A 21,107-nucleotide genomic window follows, 5' to 3' on the forward strand; every position below is an offset into this window, starting at 1 on the left:
ATCAGATATCAGCATGAAATTTCATAAAGAAGGATATACCAGCTTAGCTCTAGTCATTCTGTTTTGTTTTATAGTGAACGCAGTAGCCAACTACTACGATGCCAATACCTATGTAAAGTGGTTTTTCTACCTTTTATCTGCTTTTTTGACGATAACTATTCTTCAATTTTTCCGTAGTCCAATACGTAAGATTGAACAGGATGCTGCCACAATCCTATGCCCTGCTGATGGCAAAGTGGTCGTTATTGAAGAAACCGAAGAGAACGAGTATTTTAAGGACAGACGTTTACAAGTTTCTATCTTCATGTCGCCAGTAAACGTGCATATTAACAGAAGTCCGATCACCGGATTGGTTTCCTTTTTTAAATATCATCCAGGCAAGTTTTTGGTCGCTTGGCACCCAAAGTCCTCTTCGGATAATGAGCGCACTACCATTGTGGTAAAGCAAGAAAACGGTGTAGAGATTCTTTTCCGACAGATTGCTGGTGCACTTGCCCGCAGGATCGTTTGGTATGTAAATGAGGGCGACCAAGTGGAGCAAGGTGCAGAGTTTGGCTTTATCAAGTTTGGCTCTCGTGTGGATCTTTTCCTTCCCATTGGCACTAAGATCGATGTGAAGATCGGTGACAAGGTTGTTGGTGGTAAAACCACTTTAGCGCACCTTTAACAATTCGTTAATAAACGATTTGTATATTTGAGTTTGTAGACTCAAAATTCCCTTATGACTTTTAGGCAGATATCTTTCTTTATTTCGCTCATTTTTGCGCTTATAATTTCAGGTATCCTATTGTACTTTATGCAAGAATGGAAACGTGCTGCCACAGCTTCCGCGGTCGTTTTTGTCATCAGTTACCTCATCATCAGCACCGTGCTGGAGAAGTCCATAAATGATCGAATTCACAACCTGTATAAATTGATCACCAACTTGAAGCTAGGCAAAGACCTTAAAGAAGCTTTAGGACCGTATCGCCCTGAAAATCCCATTGCCGAAGCTGAACAGGAAGTTTCCGCTTGGGCCAATCAGAAGATGTCCGAGATTGGTCGTCTGAAAGAACAGGCAAAATTCAGAAAAGAATTTCTTTCTAATACACTACACGAGTTTAAAACTCCGCTTTTTGCCGTTCAAGGCTACATAGAAACATTGCAAGATGGCATTATGGAGGAAGATCCTGCTATGGCGATGAATTTTCTGGCAAAAGCATCTCGAAACATTGATCGCTTAAGCTATCTAATTAGTGACCTTGATGAAATTGCCAAATTAGAATCTGGAGCAGTAGTGCTTAATATCGAACGCTTTGATATTAATGACTTGATCAACGATACCATCGAATACCTGGAGGATAAATCCAAAAGCAGTGGTATTACGTTGAAAATGTCTAATAAATCTTCGCAACAGATATTTGTAAAAGCAGATAAAAAGAAGATCCAGCAGGTACTTATCAACCTGGTAGAGAACTCAATCAAATACGGCAATCAAGGAGGCATAACGAGCATTCGCACCAGCTCTCTGTTTGAGCAAATCTTAGTAGAAGTAACCGACAACGGCCAAGGTATTGAAGAGAAAAACTTATCGCGTGTCTTTGAGCGCTTCTATCGAACCGATAAAAGTCGTTCCCGCGATATTGGTGGTTCGGGATTAGGTCTATCAATTGTAAAACATATTGTAGAGGCACATCAGCAAAGTGTGCATGTACGCAGCACCGAGGGAATTGGGACAACGTTTTCATTTACACTGCAAAAGGCAAAAGCCACGAGCGGATAAAAACAAGGAAACTTAACATTAACTTAACATTAGCTACATACTTTTGTAAGCTTAAACATTACATCATATGGCATTAGGTAATATCTTCAATTTTTTCGTTCCTAAGGACAAAAAATTCTTTCCTCTTTTCGAGCAAGCAGGTTCTAACCTGATCGAAATGGCTAAGGTTCTAAATGAGTCTGTTAATACTACAGACAAGTTAGTACGCAAAACATTAACGAAAAAAATAGAAGATCTAGAGCATCGTGGCGATGATATCACACATCAAATACACTTGGAGCTAGGTAAAAACTTCATTACCCCATTCGACCGGGAGGATATTCACTCTTTGGCCAGTTCTTTGGATGATGTCGCGGATTATATACACGGCGCGTCTAATCGAATGGATTTGTACAAGGTAGAAACACCTACACAGGCAATGAAAGAGCTGGCGGAACTGTTGATCGAAGCGACGGAGCATGTAGCCAAAGCTGTCTACGAATTAAAAGACATTAAGAATGTACGTAACATCACAGATTCTTGTGTACGTATTAACAGCGTTGAGAATAAGGCAGACTACATCTTTGAAAAAGCAGTAGCGGAATTATTTGAATTCGAAAAAGACGCCATCATCCTCATCAAGCATAAGGAGATCTTGTCTTCTATGGAAACAGCGACTGATAAATGTGAGGATGTTTCCAATGTATTGGAGAGTATATTAGTTAAAAACGCGTAATTAGACCAGCGTACTTTACAAAGAAAACAAATAGTACATGATTACTACATTACTTGTCGTCGTTGTCATATTAGCGATCGCGTTTGATTACATCAACGGATTTCATGATGCGGCTAACTCTATCGCGACCATCGTTTCTACGAAAGTGCTAACGCCCTTCGTAGCTGTACTATGGGCGGCCTTATTTAATTTCGCGGCCTACTTTTACTTTACCGACCATAAAGTAGCTAATACCATTGCGAAAACGGTACTAGAAGAATACATTACCCTTGAAGTGATTTTCGCCGGACTGGTAGCCGCCATTTCCTGGAATCTATTTACTTGGTATTATGGTATTCCTTCCAGCTCATCTCACACCCTGATTGGAGGTTTTGCTGGCTCGGGGATGGCCTTTGCGCTTATTCAGGGAGCTAATCCTCTGGATGCTGTCAACTTGGGCGCTACCGCCAAGATTATTTCCTTCATCGTACTAGCGCCAGTGATCGGTATGACGATCTCGATCATTATTACTTTGATGATTATTAATTTAGCTCGAAAATCCAGGCCAGCAGTGGCTGAGAAGTGGTTTAAAATATTTCAGTTAATATCTTCTGGCGCACTGAGCTTTGCACATGGTGGTAATGATGCTCAAAAGGTAATGGGTATTATAGCTACCGCATTGATCGCACAGCAGGTAATTCCTAACTTCGAATCCATGCCAGAATGGGTGCCATTATCCTGTTATGTTGCAATTGCCGCCGGTACCATGAGCGGTGGATGGAAGATCGTCAAAACCATGGGTACGAAAATTACCAAAGTAACCCCACTAGAAGGAGTTAGTGCAGAAAGTGCTGGCGCATTAACATTGGGTATCACGGAGCATTTTGGGATCCCCGCTTCTACTACGCACACTATTACCGGTGCTATTATTGGTGTTGGAGTTGTAAAACGTGTTTCAGCGGTTCGATGGGGCGTTACGATCAGTCTTTTATGGGCTTGGGTACTGACTATTCCTGTAAGCGCCGTACTAGGTGGAATTACATTTGCAATCATTCACTACATCGTTTAGTCGTTGAAAATAAATACTTGCACCATTTAGAAGAAATTTTTCTTTTAAAATTTGGAAACATCGTTTGTATTAACGTATTTTTACGCCATAATACCCATAGGACAGAATTTTAAAGAATTTAAAGATGCTAGATAATTTTTGGCATCGTTCTTGTAAGAGTGATGAACGATTGGGATTAAATAGAAACAATTAAAAATTCAATAACCTTAAAAACAAGAGTATGAACTATTCTACAATTAAAAAAACAGCTGTTGCAGCTTCTTTAGTAGCCGCTTTCGGTTTTGCTGAAGTTGCTCAGGCTCAACAACCAACTGTATTCGGTGGAAGATCTCAATACAGAACTTGGTCTATCGGTGTTCACGGTGGTATCACTGCACCTAACGTTTTGACTGGCGGTTCTAACGCATTCGGTCAACAAGTTGGTTACTTCCAAAACAGTGTTGGTGAGTACTATGGTTTGACTATCCGTAAACAATTCTCTCACCTATTCGGTTTAGAGTTGGAAGGTAACCGTGGCCGCATCAGAACTTTCAATGCAGATGCTTCTGGTCCTGCTATTGAGAACTCTTTGGGAGCTCGCTCTTCAGAGGTTAACGTTGACTGGTCTGGTAGCTTGAACGGTGTATTCCAATTGGGTACTATCGACTTCATGAGAAGAGAAAATGCAGTTAACTTCTACGCTAAAGTAGGTATGGGAGTATTGGCTTCAAATCCAGTACAATTCGCAAACAATGACTTTTCAGGTGCTGAAGTTTATAACAACGAAGGAAACTGGGGTTCTGAAATCTTCGGAGATCGTGAGCGTACAGGAGATCGTAAAAACAAACTTTCTGGTTTCATTCCAGTAGGTGTTGGTGCGAAATTCAAATTATCTGAAGTGGTTGCCTTAAACTTAGGTTACACCATGAACTTCACAGATGATAACAGATTCTACGGACCAGCTAGAACTGACTACAAAGGAAGATTCTCGACTGTTACTGGTGGTTTAGAGTTCACTCTAGGATCACGTGACAAAGAAAACTTGACTTTTGCTAACCCAGTTGCTGCTCTTTACGATGAGTTGAAAGACAACACATTGAGAAACGAAGTTGAAGCTTTGAAACAACGCGTATCTACATTAGAAGGTACTGTTGATATGTTGAGCAAAGACTCTGATGGTGACGGTGTATCTGATAAATTTGACAAATGTCCTAACACTCCTGCTGGAACTCAAGTAGATGGTGCTGGATGTCCAATCAAATTCCCAGAGCCACAAGTAATCAACAATGTAGCTCAAGGATCTTACACAGCTCCAATTCAATTCGAATTTGATAGCTCTGTATTGAAAACTGAATCTTACTCTACTCTTGATAGATTAGCGAAAGAGTTACGTGATAACAACGGATCTGTACAATTAGATGGTTATGCTTCTGCTGAAGGTAACGAGTCTTACAACATGAACCTTTCTAAAGATCGTGCTAATGCAGTTCGTCAATACCTAGTTAACGCTGGTGTTGCTGCTGCTAAAGTAACGGCTGAAGGTAAAGGCGAATCAAACCCAGTAGCGTCTAACGATACTGAAGCTGGTCGCGTTCAAAACCGTCGTGTTGAGATCAAAAAATAATCATACGAAAGTATAATTATCAACATAAGAAAGCCGACTCATATGAGTCGGCTTTTCTGTTTTCTGTAATTTCGACGCATTAAACAATTAGGCTCGTTTACAGTCTAATGTCTAAATGTGGAAAACAATCAGGATAATTTCAGCCTGAAAACGTTTATCTTCATTTCAACGCAGTGGATTTACGCTGCCTTGTCAACCATTAGGAGATACTGTACTATGGAAGAAAATTTTGACTTCGGATCGCCCGAAGAACAGAAGCATTCAGTGGACCGGTATGAGGAAATGCTTCGCAACGAAGATCAGTATTTCTTTGACACGATTGCCTTTGAAGGAATCATTGAATATTACATCGGGAAAAATGATCCTGTGAAAGCTTTGCAGGTCGCAGAGTTTGCGCTGAACCAGCATCCATTCGAGACAAATTTCTTTATTCGTAAAGCACAACTGCTGCTAAGTATGCAACAGCTTTCTATGGCTTTGGAAGCACTAGAGAAAGCGGAACTTCTGGAGCCATCAGAATCAGAAATATACCTAATTAAAGGAGCCGTCTTTGCTTCTTTGGGTGATTCAGACAGCGCAGAAGCGAATTTTTATCGGGCTTTGGAATTGAGTGATTCAAAGGATGATATCTATTTCCAAATTGGACAGATGCATCAGTCAAATAATGACCTGACCAAAGCTATTCAGTTTTTCAAAAAGACCTTAAGTCTGAACAACGAAAATTCTGATGCGCTCTACGCAATTGCGGAGTGTTATGATCGATTAGATCGCTTGGAAGAAAGCATATCCTTTTACCAAAAATACATTGATAGTGATCCTTATTCGTTCGTAGCCTGGTACAATTTAGGCAACGCATTTCATCATTTAGGAAAATTTGAAGAAGCTATTGATGCTTACGACTACGCCATACTGATCCAAGAGAAGTTTTCTCCAGCTTATCTGGATAAGGGAAACGCATTGATTAATATGGAGCGTTATCGAGAAGCCATTGAGGTTTTCAAGCATACATTCGAATTTGAAAGTCCGCGTGCCGAAACATTTTGTGCTATCGGAGAGTGTTATGAGAAGCTCGACAAAATGACGAAAGCACGGGAGTACTATGAGAAATCAGTCAAGCTAGATACGCTACATGCAGATGCCTGGTTTGGCATCGGTGTCACACTAGATTCCGAAGGTCGGTACTTTGAATCGCTCTACTACTACAAAAAAGCCTTAGAAATTGATGAAGAGAATCCGGACTTTTGGTTCGCTATTGCCGACGCTCGCTACAAACTGCACCAAATTGAAGAGTCCGAATACGCTTACTCCCGTGTGGTAGAACTGAATCCTACTGACGCGGAAGCATGGCTGGATTATTCGTCACTCTTATTTGAGCAAGGTAAATTAGAAGCCGCTATCGAATCTATGGCGGAAGGCATTAAGTGCAACCCAGATGAGGCTTTGTTGTATTATCGCACTGTTGCCTATCTTATCGCTAATGGCAACCTGAATGAAGCACTGAATTTCCTGGATATAGCACTTACAAAAGATCCGGATAAAGCTTATGTAATCTTTGAATACCTACCGCAGTTGGAAGGCAATCAGGTTATTTTAGAATTAATAAAAAAATACACCGGATAAGATCCTGTTTAATATGAAGAAGCTTGGCCTTATTGGCTATCCTTTGGGGCACTCCTTCTCCAAAAAGTACTATATGGATAAGATGGAGAAAGAAAATATTGTTGGAATTGATTACGACCTGTATCCTATACCCAGCATTATCGAGTTCCCTAGCTTATTCACCGATGGAAATACTACATTTGTTGGTTGCAATGTCACCATCCCTTACAAACAGGCTGTTATGCCCTATTTACAGGAGTTATCGGATGAGGCAAGAGAAATTGGCGCGGTGAACTGTATTACGATACAGCACTTGCCTGCTGGTGCAACCAAACTTGTTGGGTATAACACAGATGCCTACGGGTTTGAGAAATCGCTACGAAGGTATTGGAATCCTGAGAAACACAATAAAGCGCTGGTTTTAGGTAATGGTGGCGCTGCTAAGGCTGTTTTATATGTGCTGAAAAAGCTTGGAGTTTCCGTCCAACTGGTCAGCAGATCAAAATCCGAAACAGCCATTAGTTACGAGGAGCTTTCGACAGAAGCAATTGCAGCCACCCATTTAATTATCAATTGTACGCCTTTAGGCACTTTCCCTGATGTAGATGTATGCCCGCCTATTCCTTATGATGGCATAGGGCAAGATCACTATCTCTACGACTTGATCTATAATCCGGAAGAAACGTTGTTTCTTAAGCAAGGGAGATTGAAAGGAGCTGTAACCAAAAACGGTTTTGAGATGCTTGTACTGCAAGCCGATAAAAATTGGGAGATTTGGCAACAGGCAAAATAGTTCCTATTTTTGAAGATGATCGCAATCGAGTGCCTTACCTACAATCCTTATCAGGAAAACACCTACGTTCTATACAATGAGCAGAAGGACTGTATTATTGTAGACCCAGGAATGCATAACGCGCACGAGGAGCAGCATTTTCAATCTTATATAAAGGAAAATGGATTAAATCCTGTTCTGTTACTGAATACGCATTGCCACGTGGATCATGTGTTGGGCAACAAGTGTGTGTACGACAATTTTGGATTGTTGGCACAGTTTCATGAAGGAGAAATCCCGGTATTGATGGAGGTGCAGAATTACGCTCCACAAATGGGTTTTAATTATCAGGCCGCACCGATTGCAGAACAGTTTCTTTTAGACAAGGATATCATTAAGTTTGGAGATGATACATTGGAAGCGATTCTAGCTCCGGGCCACTCACCAGCTCACTTGTGCTTCTATTCTGCTAAACACAATTTTTTGATCGGAGGAGATGTCTTATTCCGCAATAGTATCGGGCGAACAGATCTTCCGGGAGGAAATCACACACAACTACTACAAAGTATTACTGAAAGAATTTACACCTTGCCTGAAAAAACCACGGTATACCCTGGCCACGGACCAAGTACGACAATTGGTTTCGAAAAAACCAGTAACCCGTTCATCCAAGGTTAATCATGAAGTTGCCTTTATTCTTCGCCAAGCGATACCTGTTTTCAAAGAAATCAGTAAATGCCATCAATATCATCTCCTCCATTAGTGTAGTCGGTGTGTTGGTCAGTAGCGCTGCGTTGGTGATCGTGCTATCTTTCTATAATGGTATGGAGCAGTTCATATTGTCGCAGTATAGCGTCTTCTCTCCAGATCTGCGAATAGAACCTACAACCGGAAAGGTCTTTGATGCCAACGATCCAATCTTTCAAAATCTTCGTGCTAATACAAGCTTCAAATCATATAGTGAAATTCTGGAAGACCGAGTACTTGTACAATACGGCAACCAACAATTTGTAGGACGAATAAAAGGAGTAGAGCAGGAAAGTTTACATACCCAGGCCACGGAAGACATGTTGCTATTCGGCGATTTTAAGGTTCAGGAAGATAGTACTAACTTTGCCATCATAGGTGCGCAAGTACAAACCAATCTGCAGATTTCCTACAAGGAGTTTGACAATGCAATCTCGCTCTATATTCCAAAGAAAAACATCAATCCTCAGAGTAGCAATCTCAACCCGATGGATGAGATTAATGTTAGGCGGATTACGCCAACAGGCGTGATGAAATTTCAACCCGGATTTGATGATCTGGTAATAACATCCCTGAGTTTTGCAAAAGATTTGCTGAGCGAACCTACGCGTGTTTCAGCCATTGAGCTGTTTCTCAAGGATCCTTCTGCAGTAAATAAAGTGCAGCGATCCATACAAAAAGAATTAGGTGACGATTTTATGGTGAAAGATCGGCAGCAACAAAACCCTACACTCTATAAAACCGTGAGTTCGGAGAAATGGATTGTATTTTTCATCGTGACCATTATCGGCGTAATTGCCATATTTAACATTATTGGCTCCCTGACCATGTTAGTGATCGATAAAAAGAAGGATATCCAGGTGTTAAAAAGTTTTGGAGCAGATGCCAGCCTTATTCAGCGCATTTTCTTTTTTGAAGGAATACTTATTGCGCTATTAGGAAGTGTTATAGGTATAGGACTTGGAATCGCTTTTTGCCTGCTTCAAGCAAAATATGGCTTCGTACGTACTGGAGGACAAACTTTGTTTGATGCATACCCGGTAGATGTTCGTTATATGGATTTTGCCCTGATCTTTTTTACGGTAATGCTTTCTTCCATACTAATTTCTTATACCGCGTCAAAGCTGAGCATCAAACGATTCGGGTCAGTTGGGATACATGAAGAGTAACTAGTACCTCAAGCGTTTTCTACTAAAGTCCCCGCTTTTAATTTGGTTGATAAACTGCCCCCACGCGAATGGATTCAGAAAAGGTGTTAGTGCATTCTGCCGTATGCCCGTATTATTCATCTGCACATGATTCATCCTCCCGTCGAAACTCTGCATTTCTTCTGGGCTACGTGGCAATATCATGGAAAGCGCAGCCAATGCCTCAGGAGATAGATTACGACGTGCATTCAAATACTCATCCGTACCTGCATTCATACCAAGAAAGGCCATCGTAAATTCCTCAATACTTGCCCAAGGAAGCGGCGGACCAATCGTTACGATTGGTAGCTCCTCTACTAAACTCTCCATCTCTACATTTAAGCTGTATTTGTCGCCGGGTACATCAGGAACAGTTACCGTCAATGGCTTATATCCGATGGATGTAAAAGCTATAACATCACCCTTATGAGCTACAAAAGTAAAATAACCTTCATGATTGGCGATGAATAATTGATTCCCAAAACTAGAATTAATGATGGTAACATAGGGCACTTCTATTGTTGTACCCGTCGCCGTGATCACGCCAGAAAACTGAACAATCTCCCTCTTCTGCGCCTGCGCAATAGAACTGAATAATAAACAGATACAAAAAATAAAAAATGGAATCCCTCTTGCCATAAGCACAAAAATAAACAATCACCACAGGTAGCGTTGTTAAAATGTGTTAATCAGATCTATAGGTTACGATGACTAATTAGGTGTGGTCGCATTAGGGTCGTCCATATCGGTTAAATTAACTGCTTCAACAGCAACAATCTCGGGAACTGCTTTTTTAATAGCTTGCTCCAAACCTGCTTTAAAAGTCATGATACTCATTGCGCAATTAGCACAAGCACCCAACAATTTCAGCTTCACAACATTATCCGCAGTAATCTCTTCCACACTCACATTACCTCCATCTGTTTCTAGATAAGGTCTGATGGTATCCAATGCCTGCTCAACTCGCTCGTGTAAAGTCATTCTACTATAAACTATTATAATTATGGTATAAAGATAGTCAATTTTATCTAAACAGCTACGTGTGCAATCTCTAATAAAACACTGTAATGACTAAAGTTTTGACAGAGTTAAAGAATGTTAAATAGGTGATACATAAATGCTTTGTGTATTTTATTAAATTACCTTAGATTCGAAAAATAAATTGATAATTAGTACGAATTGAAGTATCTTTGCAAAATGTTTTCACATAAACGTATTTGGTTTTTTTGTCTTAGTACAGTGTTGGTATTTGGCATGGGCGCTTGTAAAAGTCGCTTTGAGAAGTTGCGCGCCAGTAACAATATTCAAATGAAATATTTGGAGGCGGTGAAGTATTACGAGGCTGGAAAGTATTCTAAAGCATCGGTTCTTTTTACCGACTTACTAACACGATACCGTGCGAGCGCTGAAGCAGAAGATTTAAATTACTATACAGCTTACACCGCGTACCGGATGAAAGATTATATCTCCGCGCGTTACCACTTTAAAACATTTGCACAAAACTACCCAAACAGTGTGCGAGCAGAAGAATGTCGTTTTATGTCAGCATATTGTTTTTATGTAGATTCACCACGAACTAATTTGGATCAGGAGAATACGTACAAAGCCATTGATGAGCTGCAGTTATTTGTAAATCTTTACCCCGAATCTGAACGTGGGGAGGAGGCCTCTGAGCTTATTCAGAATCTACGCAACAAACTCGAGAAAAAGGCGTTCGATAATGCGAAGCTTTATTATAATATGGCCCAGCCGGCAGATTTCAGAGCAGCCGTCATTGCTTTCGAAAGTATGCTTAGGCAGTACCCTGACACGAAATATGCAGAAGAAGCAGATTATCTAATCGTTCGTTCGCAATACATGTTTGCCGAACATAGTGCTTTCTTTCGTCAAGAAGAGCGCTTTAATGAAGCGATTGACTATTATCAGAGCTTCATTCAAAATTATCCAGAAAGTAAATACACCAAAGAGCTCGAGGTCTTACGACGCAGTGCAGAACGAAAAATCGTATTGGCTGTAAAGCAAACAGATCAGATGAATCAAGCTAGGAAACAGCACGAAGAAGAGCTGGGTATCGCGAATGGTCCGGCGGCCGCCGCTACCAACGAAGCACAATAAAATAACTACAACACGAAACTATTATCAAACTATGAGTCATAACCCATCAACTGTCCCTAATACTACCGTTACGCGTGATTTACGCGACTTGGATACCGGTACTGACAACATTTATGAGTCTATCGTCGTGATGAGCAAACGCGCGAATCAGATTGCAGTAGACATTAAAGAAGAGTTGAGCGGCAAGCTAGCTGAATTTGCGACTAGCAGCGACAACCTAGAGGAAGTCTTTGAAAACAGAGAGCAAATCGAGATCTCTAAACACTACGAACGCCTTCCTAAGCCTAGTTTAGTAGCTGTGGACGACTTTTTGCACGACAAAGTGTATTTCAGAAACCCTGCTAAAGAGCAAGAATAAATTTAACATGTCTTTGCAGGGCAAGCATATTGTTTTGGGAGTATGCGGCAGTATTGCCGCATACAAATCTGCCCTGATTGTTCGATTACTGATCCACGAAGGAGCTTCTGTACGTGTGATCATGACCCCCGATGCCACGGAGTTCATCACTCCGCTCACCTTGGCCACCTTATCCAAGCAACCTGTTTCTGTAGATTATTTTGATCCGAAAACCGGAGAATGGAGTAACCATATTCAGATCGGTCTTGATGCTGATTTGCTCCTAATTGCTCCCGCGTCGGCAAACACGCTAGCTAAAATGGCTAACGGATTATGCGACAACCTACTCACGGCTGTATATCTTTCCGCGAAATGCCCCGTCTACATCGCTCCCGCCATGGATTTGGATATGTGGAAACACCCGGCTACTAAACGCAATATAGCGCTTCTACAATCTTATGGCAACCAGATCATTCCACCAGGAAATGGCGAATTAGCAAGTGGTCTTTCTGGTGAAGGAAGGTTAGCCGAACCAGAAGATATTATTTCTTTCTTACAGCAACAGTCTAGAAATGATTCCAAGCAGCAGCCTTTACTACATGTCAATGCGTTAGTGACTGCGGGACCAACCTACGAAGCAATCGACCCCGTCCGGTTCATCGGCAATCACTCCAGCGGTAAAATGGGATACGCGATCGCAAGACGACTACAAAATTTAGGTGCCACGGTTACCTTGATTTCAGGCCCATCCCACGAAATTGTTCCTCTAGGTGTAGATATCATCAAAGTGCACTCCGCAGCAGAGATGTTAGCTGCTTGCCAGCATCATTTCGAATCCTCTGAAATCGTAGTGATGAGTGCAGCCGTTGCGGACTACACACCCAGTGAATACACCGATCAAAAGATAAAGAAAAAAGAGGATGTACTTTCGCTATCGCTTACCCGCACGACAGACATACTGGCAACCTTGGGCCAGCAAAAAACAGCTCAACAAACTTTGGTAGGATTTGCTTTAGAGACGAACGACGAATTGGCCAACGCAAAAAGCAAATTGGCGCGTAAGAACTTGGATTTCATCGTCTTGAATTCTACCAACGATGCTGGAGCCGGATTTTCTACAGACACCAACCACATTACTATCATCGAAAGAGATGGTCAAGAACATCGTTATGAATTAAAAAGCAAAGACGATGTGGCTTCCGATATTTGCGACCGCATTCTGGCGCACCGAAATACACTATAAGTTAGAAATACGCAATTCTTTTGGATAATAATTGTTGATTCGGTTCGGCAATGCTTTAATCCAACCGAGGTTGATTCCTTGATAACGTACTAACAACCATCCTGTCTTACCAGAAGTGTTGATTGAAGCATCCAGATTTTCCTTCCGAAGAAATTGCAGTGCCAAGTCGAGATCCAACGTTATACCTGCAATGTCCTTACGAACGCGCAAACTTAGCGCCAGATCATGTGCTGGGATCAGCTCACGGCCAGTCCATTTACCTAATCGCGTACCCGCATTTTTGAGATACAAGACCTTCTGCATTGCCTCCAGTTCTATTTCAAACTTTTTGGGAAAGGCATGTAATTGATCGTGGTGCAAAAATCCGTACAGCCCTTCGTCATTGATCCATTTGCTCAGCTCATCTTTAGGGGCATGATTTTTTTCGGTTTTAATCTTTTTCTTGCTGAAGGTTGATTGCTCTCCTTTCTTTTGCAAAACAGCAAAGAAAAAACCTTCTCCTTTTACTTCATGCGGGTAAAAACGATAACCCGGCGCACCATCTGTTCGGCTTTCAATGATTCCCCATTCTTCCGGCACCTCAAGCGGTATTGGCGCTAGTTCAAATTCTTCGATCAACCAGTTGACGACTTCCTCATTTTCTTCCCTTGAATAAGAGCACGTCGAATAAAACAAATAACCACCCGTCTTCAGGCTGGTCATCGTATCTGCCAGAATCCGGCGTTGCCGATCGGCACATAGCTTCACATTCGCCTCCGACCATTCATCGATCGCATCATGATCTTTTCGAAACATTCCCGAGCCAGAACAGGGTGCATCCACCACCAGCAAATCAAAAAAACCAGGTAGACGCCCGAAAGACACTGGGTCATTATTCGTAACAACCACATTCACCCCTCCCCATTTCACGCTGTTCTCTTCCAGTATATTCGCTCGGGATTTAATAATTTCGTTAGAAACCAACAAAGAATCCTCCGACAGGTAGGATTGTAGGAGCGTGGATTTGCCACCTGGTGCAGCACACAGATCCAATGCTACGAGTGGCTTTGTATCCAATTGCAATGATTGTGTGGCAAAAGCTAAAAACATCGAACTCGCTTCCTGCGAATAGTAAGCTCCGGCATGATACAGTGGATCCAATGTATACACAGGCCTTTTCTCTAAAAAATAACCACGATCACACCATGGCACACGCTCCGAAATGGCTAACACCGATTCAGGATCAGGAAGCTTGGCTGGATTTATCCGTATGGATGATATTTTCTGCTCATTTTCATGAACTTGTAGAAAAGCTTGCATGTTAAATTCAGGTTCTTCATTTAACCGTTTAATCAGCTCGTTGGGCAGAAAGTTACTCATACATCAAAGTTAGGATAAAAAACACAAATCATAAATATTGACCTATCTTTGGCCTATGAAGCATTTCAAGAAATACTATACGCTGTCGGCTACGCCGGAAGAGGTCTATCTGGCACTTACCACAGAAACGACGATCCGACTGTGGACTGGAGATATTGTAACGATTGACGCGCATCCGAATGGAGAATTTTCTATGTGGGATGGTGCGATCACCGGTCGGTTTCTAGAATTAATCCCTGCTCAAAAGATTGTACAAGAATGGTATTTCGGTGAGCAAGACGAGCAATCGGTCGTAACCATCAAATTACATCCACACAAGAAAGGCACATCATTCGAATTGCAGCATGCTAACATTCCAGAGGATGCCTACGACGATATTGTGGATGGTTGGAACGATGTTTATATGCAGAGCTTAATTGAATTTTATAACGAGGAAGACACTATTTAGCTTCATTGATCGTCTCATATACCGCATCTTGTATGCGGCTACGAATATTTAAGTCGTACAATTTGTCAGACACATCGGGATATACCCTGTTCGACAGAAATATATAAACCAGCTGATGCTTTGGGTCGACCCATAAACAAGTACCCGTGAAGCCTGTATGCCCAAATACCGATTCGTTGGCAAATCGCGAGGGGTAGGCTTTGCTGGCATCCATATCATAGCGGTCGAACCCTAATCCACGACGGCTGCTGAGCGATTGCCGAGAAGTAAACAGGTCAACTGTTGTCGGTTGAAAATACCGCACCCCTCCATAAGTACCCCTGTTTAAGAGCATCTGTCCGTAAATGGCCAAATCGTTGGCCGATGCGAACAACCCCGCATGCCCAGCTACACCTTTCGCCATCGCCGCCCCTTGATCATGGACATAACCTTGCAGTAATTCTTTTCGGAACGTGGTATCATTTTCTGTAGGAACTAATCGATTCTTTGGAAAACGTTTTCTAGGATTGTATCCTGTCGTCTGCATACCAATCCGACGATACAGCCAATCCTGTAGATACTGTTCAATCCCCTCATGGGTAACTTGTTCGGCGACTTCCTTCATGGCATACATACTGATATCCGAATAGACGTATTTGCCTGCATCCTTTATCGGCGAAGCCAACATCCTCGGCCACATCACCTGCTCATAATAGTTATTACGAAGAAAAGCGTGGTCTGCAAGCTGTATGCCATGTGTGGATGAAGCCTGACGTTGCAAATCTCCTGGTTTGAGATCGCGATAAAAAGGGATATAGGGTTCAAAACCGCCTTCGTGCAACAGAATAGTACGCAAGCTGGTTTTAGCTTTGTTCGTACCACGTGCTGCCGGAAGATAAAATCCCAACGTGCTATCTAATTGCACTTGTTTTGTTTCATATAAGTGCATGATTAATGGTGTCGTAGCCGCGATTTTTGAAACCGATGCCAAATCAAAAATATCACTAAGCATCGTACGTTCGGCTTTGGCATACGTATGATATCCGTATGCCTTTTCCAGTAGGACAGCACCATTCTTGACGACCATGACAACCATGCCAGGCGCAGCTTGTTCTTTCATGGCTTCTTCTGCGATGGCATCGATCTTTCGGGTCATCTTCACCAGGTTTAATCCGGGTAGGTCTGCGCCGCCATCATCATAGCGTAATCGTATCTGCACCCGTTTATTCATTCCTGAAGTAATTGGAAGACCGCCAAAAACAGACATGGCCAAGGCTCGCTGACCGGATAATGTGTTTTCTGGATTACGCAGATGAATCATATCTGCGGTTAACCCTATGGGCAGGTTATAGCTGTTCCCTCCTATCTCGCAAAATATAATCGCCTTCCCTTTAGCAGCATAAGTTCGTAATTTGGATAGCACATCACTTCGCAATTCTTTTCGTGCCGCGACCACCAGAATCACTTGGGAGGTAGCCATCGCAGATCCAAGATCAGAAAAGGAATAGGAACTCATCGGTGCATATCGGGAAGCTTGCTGAATAAAAGCGTCATATTTCTTTGTGGATGGTGTGATGAGCACAATAGCTTGTTTTGCTAGATCCCCGATCGGAAGAAAACGCTTCTGATCTGCCAACAACTCCGTCCGATTGGTGACTGGATGCTCCGTAGCAAACACAGTACTTGACCCAAAAACTATCCACAAAAACAAAGCAAGGGCAGATAATTGCCGAAATGTCGTAAGGTGTAGTTTGCTGCTTTTCATTGTATCCATAGTTGTTGATTCCGTAAACAAGATAGGAATAATGTGATTCTTTTACTCCATTGCATATCAAAGCATTTTTCTCTATGTTTGGATACATGCCTGAATCGATCGATCATAAAACTGTTTTTTCCCTACTCGAGGTTTCCCGAAGTATTCAGAAGACTATTAGCGATCGCTACCAAAGCTTGTATTGGGTAAAGGCCGAAATGAATAAACTAAATCATTACGCTCATTCAGGCCATTGCTTCCCGGAGTTAGTAGAGAAGAAAGACGGTAAAGTCGTGGCCGAGACACGTTCCATCTTATGGAAAGCAGATTATACCCGAATCAATCAACAATTTATAGAGTTATTGCAGGAGCCACTACGCGATGGCATTACCATCTTGTTTCAAGCGGGCATTTCCTATGACCCACTCTATGGCCTTAGCCTGCGTATAGTAGATATTGACCCGGCCTTCGTATTAGGCGAGTTGGAGAAAGAAAAGAAAGAAAGCTTACGGCGTTTGCAAGCAGAAGGCGTATTTCAGCTCAATAAGCAATTACGACTGGCCAGACTACCTAAACGACTGGCTATCATATCGGTAGAAACAAGCAAAGGCTTGTCGGATTTTAATAAAATTATCACACAGAATCCTTGGGGTTACCGATTGGAAATGACCTTATTCCCTGCATTATTGCAGGGCGATAGATCGATTCCATCTATCATTGGACAGCTGGCCAACATTGCAGAACGGGCAGATGCCTATGATGCGGTGGCCATTATTCGTGGCGGAGGTGGCGAGGTGGGTCTTTCGAGCTATAATAACTATCAACTGGCCAAAGCGATTTGCATTTTTCCGCTGCCGGTGCTTACCGGGATCGGGCATTCTACCAATGAAACGGTTTCCGAATTAGTTTCTTATAAAAATGCCATTACCCCTAGTGAGCTTGCCGACTTCCTGCTACAGCGATTTCACGACTTTGCAATCCCACTTGACCGCTTGCTTGAGCGCATGATAGATAGTGGGCAGCGCCGTTTTGATCACGAAAAACAAGCACTTAAACAAATTTCCCAGGCGCTAAGCTGGCAGAGTCAGCAGCGTTTACAGAAACACCTTCTGCTATTACAAGATGTCACACAAAGACTAGATCGTTCGAGCAGACAAGCAATCCGGGTACAACATACGGCTTTGCAACACTTGAGCCAATTGATCCAACTATCTGATCCGAAGCACTTGCTACGTCGTGGCTTCAGCATCACCCGAATCAATGGCAAAGCCATACAGAGCACCGAAGCTTTACACGTGGGCGATGTGATCCAGACAGAAGTGCTGGACGGGCATTTCACGAGTACCATAAAAGAAATTAAGCATGGAAAATAAATATACCTACGAAGATGCCTTTGCAGAATTGCAACAGATTGTGTCGGATATGGAGTCGGGCGACATAGATATAGATCGCCTCTCTGAAAAGATTAAGCGTGCTTCCGAACTTCTTGTTATTTGCAAAGCGAAACTCACTAGTACCGAGGCAGAAGTACAGCAACTGCTCGCTAAATTGGCCGATGATTCCGCAGAAAGCAGCGATGCCTGACTAGCGGATATTACTTAGTTTTTGTGTAATTTTGCGATCTATGCAAAAGAAGTCTACGCACGACGCGCAATCACACATATTAATAAAGGGAGCCCGAGTCAATAACTTAAAAAATATTGATGTCGATATTCCCAAAAATAAGCTGGTCGTCATTACCGGAATGTCTGGCTCTGGCAAATCTTCCTTAGCTTTTGATACGTTGTACGCTGACGGGCAAAGGCGTTATGTAGAAAGCCTTTCCTCCTACGCCAGACAATTTATGGGGAGGATGAATAAGCCGGAGGTAGACTATATAAAAGGCATTGCGCCAGCGATAGCCATCGAGCAAAAAGTAATCACCAGCAATCCACGATCCACGGTAGGCACTTCGACAGAAATCTACGACTACCTGAAGTTATTATTTGCCCGTATCGGACGAACTTTCTCTCCGGTGTCTGGGCAGGAAGTGACAAAAGATTCGGTTACATCCATTGTTTCTGATCTTACCAGTCGCCCCAATGATAGCACCTTCACTATTTTCTGTCCGCTGATTCCTTTAAACGGTAGGAAGTTGAAAGAAGAACTATCTGTGTTATTGCAAAAAGGTTTTGTACGCGTCTATTACAAAGAGGAAATGCGTAAGATAGAAACTTTACTGGAAGATAGTAGTATACGCAATGCTGCTTTTGGAGCGCAAGATGTTGAAATTGTCATCGACCGGATTCGCTGGGACGGCGAAGAAGATACGGTGAACAGGATGGCAGATTCGATACAAACCGCTTTTTTTGAAGGAAAAGGCTATTGTATCGTAGATATCGATGGTACACGCCAAACCTATTCCGACAAATTCGAACTGGATGGTATTACTTTTGAAGAGCCTTCTCCCAACTTCTTTAGCTTCAATAATCCATACGGCGCCTGCAAGCGTTGTGAGGGTTATGGTAAGGTGATTGGCATAGATCCAGATCTGGTCGTGCCAGACAAAAGTAAATCGGTATACGATGGTGCTATCGCGCCATGGCGCGGTGAAAAGATGAGTGTATGGCTAGATGCTCTAGTGAAAACGGCTTTAAAGTTCGACTTCCCTATCCATCGCTCTTACAGCGACTTGACGAAAGCACAACGTGATGTGCTTTGGACCGGAAATAAATATTTCCGTGGCCTGAATGACTTCTTTAAAGAGTTGGAAGAACAAACCTACAAAATTCAATATCGTGTTATGCTGTCTCGCTATCGCGGAAAGACGGATTGCCCAGAATGCCATGGCTCACGCCTCCGTAAGGACGCAACCTATGTGAAAATCGCCGACAAGTCCATTACGGATATTGTCCTATTACCTATTGATGAAGCGTTGCGCTTCTTCGAGCAGCTTTCCCTATCGGAGCAAGAGCAAAAGATAGCTAAACGCCTGCTGGAAGAGATCAGCAACCGCATCCAATTTTTATGTGATGTTGGCTTGCGCTACTTAACGTTGAATAGATTGAGTAATAGCTTGTCCGGAGGGGAATCTCAGCGTATCAACCTAGCAACATCACTAGGAAGTTCTCTGGTAGGCTCCATCTATGTGCTGGACGAGCCAAGCATTGGCTTGCACCCTCGTGATACCCAACGGCTGATCAGCGTTTTGAAGTCGCTGCGCGACGTAGGCAATACGGTGATTGTAGTAGAACATGAGCAAGAAATGATGGAAGCGGCCGATTACCTGATTGATATTGGTCCAGAAGCCGGAATAAATGGTGGAGAATTGGTATTTGCCGGAAATTACGAAGAAATTCTACGCGACAAGACAAGCTTGACTGGACAATATCTTAGCGGAAACGTAACGATTCCTGTGCCCGCCTCAAGGCGTAAATGGAATGACTCGATCCGCATCCTGGGTGCACGAGAAAATAATCTGCAAGGGATTGATGTAGAGTTTCCATTAAATGTATTTACGGTGGTAACGGGTGTATCTGGGTCTGGAAAAACCTCCTTGGTGAAACGAATCCTCTACCCTGCCCTACAAAAAAAATTAGGAAATTATACTGGAGATCAGACGGGCTTATTTGATGGAATTGAGGGCGACACCGAACGCATCGAGCAAGTGGAGATGGTAGATCAAAATCCAATAGGCCGATCATCGCGCTCTAACCCGGTTACTTATGTAAAAGCATGGGACGAGGTTCGTGCTTTATACGCTGGCCTTCCGGCAGCTAAAGCTGCGGGATTAAAGCCGGCGGCTTTCTCCTTCAACGTAGAAGGTGGTCGTTGTGATGTCTGCCAGGGAGATGGGGAGGTAAAGATTGAGATGCAATTTATTGCCGATATTGTCTTGCCATGTGAGGCTTGCGGAGGAAAACGCTTTAAGCAACATGTGCTGGATGTACGCTACCAAGAAAAGGACGTATCTGAGGTGTTGGATCTTAGTGTAGATGAAGCACTGGTATTTTTTGTTGATCAACCCAAAGTGATCGCCAAATTGCAACCGTTACAAGATGTGGGCTTGGGTTATGTGAAACTGGGTCAGTCTTCCAGCACGCTCTCTGGTGGAGAGGCACAACGGATTAAGCTAGCATCCTTTCTTATCAAAGGCAATAATAGCAAGAAAACCTTATTTATCTTCGATGAGCCTACCACAGGCCTGCACTTTCATGATATCCAAAAACTGCTCAAGTCTTTCGATGCATTGATCGCATTGGGCAATAGTATTTTAGTGATTGAGCACAATATGGACATGATCAAATCTGCTGACTGGGTTATAGACATTGGTCCGGAAGGTGGGCAGCTAGGTGGCGAACTTGTTTTTACCGGCACACCCGAACAACTGATTAGCTGCAAGAAATCGCACACAGGACAGTTTCTACGGGATCATTTGCCGAAGGCGTAAGCGGGAAACAT

Annotated in this window: 20 protein-coding genes; 16 read left to right on the top strand and 4 right to left on the bottom strand. The window is 42.7% G+C overall.

Going from position 1 to position 21,107, the window contains the following annotated elements:
* The first annotated feature begins 13 nt into the window (after positions 1-13).
* The 9 genes from M8998_RS10505 (at position 14) to M8998_RS10545 (ending at position 9,415) form a co-directional block, all read left to right on the top strand.
* Positions 14-667, top strand: a complete 654-nt coding sequence (locus M8998_RS10505; protein ID WP_249992565.1) for a phosphatidylserine decarboxylase family protein — start codon at positions 14-16, stop codon at positions 665-667.
* Positions 668-796: 129 nt separating this feature from the next.
* Complete coding sequence (locus tag M8998_RS10510; protein ID WP_249992566.1) at positions 797-1,762, top strand: sensor histidine kinase; 966 nt, start codon at positions 797-799, stop codon at positions 1,760-1,762.
* Positions 1,763-1,829: 67 nt separating this feature from the next.
* The gene (locus M8998_RS10515; protein WP_249992567.1) at positions 1,830-2,477 is read left to right on the top strand and encodes a DUF47 domain-containing protein; all 648 of its coding nucleotides are present in this window, start codon (positions 1,830-1,832) and stop codon (positions 2,475-2,477) included.
* Positions 2,478-2,514: 37 nt separating this feature from the next.
* Positions 2,515-3,525, top strand: coding sequence for an inorganic phosphate transporter (locus M8998_RS10520; RefSeq protein WP_249992568.1), 1,011 nt, complete (start codon positions 2,515-2,517; stop codon positions 3,523-3,525).
* Positions 3,526-3,910: 385 nt separating this feature from the next.
* Complete coding sequence (locus M8998_RS10525) at positions 3,911-5,128, top strand: OmpA family protein (protein WP_502957364.1); 1,218 nt, start codon at positions 3,911-3,913, stop codon at positions 5,126-5,128.
* A 216-nt stretch (positions 5,129-5,344) separates the two neighbouring features.
* Positions 5,345-6,748 (top strand): tetratricopeptide repeat protein, encoded by a 1,404-nt coding sequence (locus M8998_RS10530; RefSeq protein WP_249992570.1) that lies wholly within the window; start codon positions 5,345-5,347, stop codon positions 6,746-6,748.
* 13 nt (positions 6,749-6,761) lie between these two features.
* On the top strand, positions 6,762-7,520 hold the full coding sequence (locus tag M8998_RS10535; protein WP_249992571.1) for a shikimate dehydrogenase family protein: 759 nt from the start codon (positions 6,762-6,764) through the stop codon (positions 7,518-7,520).
* Between the two features lie 15 nt (positions 7,521-7,535).
* Positions 7,536-8,177: an MBL fold metallo-hydrolase gene (locus M8998_RS10540; protein WP_249992572.1), complete on the top strand. Its 642-nt coding sequence runs from the start codon at positions 7,536-7,538 to the stop codon at positions 8,175-8,177.
* 2 nt (positions 8,178-8,179) lie between these two features.
* Positions 8,180-9,415 (top strand): FtsX-like permease family protein, encoded by a 1,236-nt coding sequence (locus M8998_RS10545; RefSeq protein WP_249992573.1) that lies wholly within the window; start codon positions 8,180-8,182, stop codon positions 9,413-9,415.
* Here the strand turns inward: M8998_RS10545 and M8998_RS10550 are convergent, their stop codons facing one another.
* On the bottom strand, positions 9,416-10,072 hold the full coding sequence (locus M8998_RS10550) for a hypothetical protein (protein WP_249992574.1): 657 nt from the start codon (positions 10,070-10,072) through the stop codon (positions 9,416-9,418).
* Positions 10,073-10,144: 72 nt separating this feature from the next.
* A complete protein-coding gene (locus M8998_RS10555; RefSeq protein ID WP_249992575.1) occupies positions 10,145-10,414 on the bottom strand; it encodes a NifU family protein in 270 nt (89 codons plus the stop codon).
* Positions 10,415-10,630: 216 nt separating this feature from the next.
* On the opposite strand from M8998_RS10555, the gene M8998_RS10560 reads away from it, so the two are divergent.
* From M8998_RS10560 to coaBC, 3 genes are read left to right on the top strand one after another with little or no spacing between them, the layout of a single operon-like run.
* The gene (locus M8998_RS10560) at positions 10,631-11,548 is read left to right on the top strand and encodes an outer membrane protein assembly factor BamD (RefSeq protein WP_284040334.1); all 918 of its coding nucleotides are present in this window, start codon (positions 10,631-10,633) and stop codon (positions 11,546-11,548) included.
* Positions 11,549-11,579: 31 nt separating this feature from the next.
* Entirely contained in the window at positions 11,580-11,906 is a 327-nt protein-coding gene (locus M8998_RS10565) for a DNA-directed RNA polymerase subunit omega (protein ID WP_249992576.1), read from the top strand.
* A 7-nt stretch (positions 11,907-11,913) separates the two neighbouring features.
* Positions 11,914-13,128 (top strand): bifunctional phosphopantothenoylcysteine decarboxylase/phosphopantothenate--cysteine ligase CoaBC, encoded by a 1,215-nt coding sequence (gene coaBC / locus M8998_RS10570; RefSeq protein ID WP_249992577.1) that lies wholly within the window; start codon positions 11,914-11,916, stop codon positions 13,126-13,128.
* Here coaBC and M8998_RS10575 read toward each other — a convergent pair.
* Positions 13,123-14,487 (bottom strand): methyltransferase RsmF C-terminal domain-like protein, encoded by a 1,365-nt coding sequence (locus tag M8998_RS10575; RefSeq protein WP_249992578.1) that lies wholly within the window; start codon positions 14,485-14,487, stop codon positions 13,123-13,125. The two genes, coaBC and M8998_RS10575, sit on opposite strands and share 6 nt — an antisense overlap.
* A gap of 55 nt (positions 14,488-14,542) precedes the next feature.
* Between M8998_RS10575 and M8998_RS10580 the strand changes: the two genes are divergently transcribed.
* Positions 14,543-14,935, top strand: coding sequence for an SRPBCC domain-containing protein (locus M8998_RS10580; protein WP_249992579.1), 393 nt, complete (start codon positions 14,543-14,545; stop codon positions 14,933-14,935).
* On the opposite strand, the gene M8998_RS10585 is transcribed toward M8998_RS10580, so the two are convergent.
* A complete protein-coding gene (locus tag M8998_RS10585) occupies positions 14,928-16,688 on the bottom strand; it encodes a serine hydrolase domain-containing protein (protein WP_249992580.1) in 1,761 nt (586 codons plus the stop codon). The genes M8998_RS10580 and M8998_RS10585 overlap by 8 nt on opposite strands.
* Positions 16,689-16,762: 74 nt before the next feature.
* On the opposite strand from M8998_RS10585, the gene xseA reads away from it, so the two are divergent.
* Genes xseA through uvrA form a run of 3 tightly spaced genes read left to right on the top strand, consistent with a single transcriptional unit; the run spans position 16,763 to position 21,096 of the window.
* Positions 16,763-18,040 (top strand): exodeoxyribonuclease VII large subunit, encoded by a 1,278-nt coding sequence (gene xseA / locus M8998_RS10590; RefSeq protein ID WP_249992581.1) that lies wholly within the window; start codon positions 16,763-16,765, stop codon positions 18,038-18,040.
* A complete protein-coding gene (xseB, locus tag M8998_RS10595) occupies positions 18,030-18,251 on the top strand; it encodes an exodeoxyribonuclease VII small subunit (protein ID WP_249992582.1) in 222 nt (73 codons plus the stop codon). The genes xseA and xseB overlap by 11 nt, the downstream gene beginning before the upstream one ends.
* Before the next feature lie 40 nt (positions 18,252-18,291).
* On the top strand, positions 18,292-21,096 hold the full coding sequence (gene uvrA, locus M8998_RS10600) for an excinuclease ABC subunit UvrA (protein WP_249992583.1): 2,805 nt from the start codon (positions 18,292-18,294) through the stop codon (positions 21,094-21,096).
* Positions 21,097-21,107: the final 11 nt, after the last annotated feature.

This window comes from Sphingobacterium sp. lm-10, from assembly GCF_023554555.1.
Lineage (GTDB): Bacteria > Bacteroidota > Bacteroidia > Sphingobacteriales > Sphingobacteriaceae > Sphingobacterium.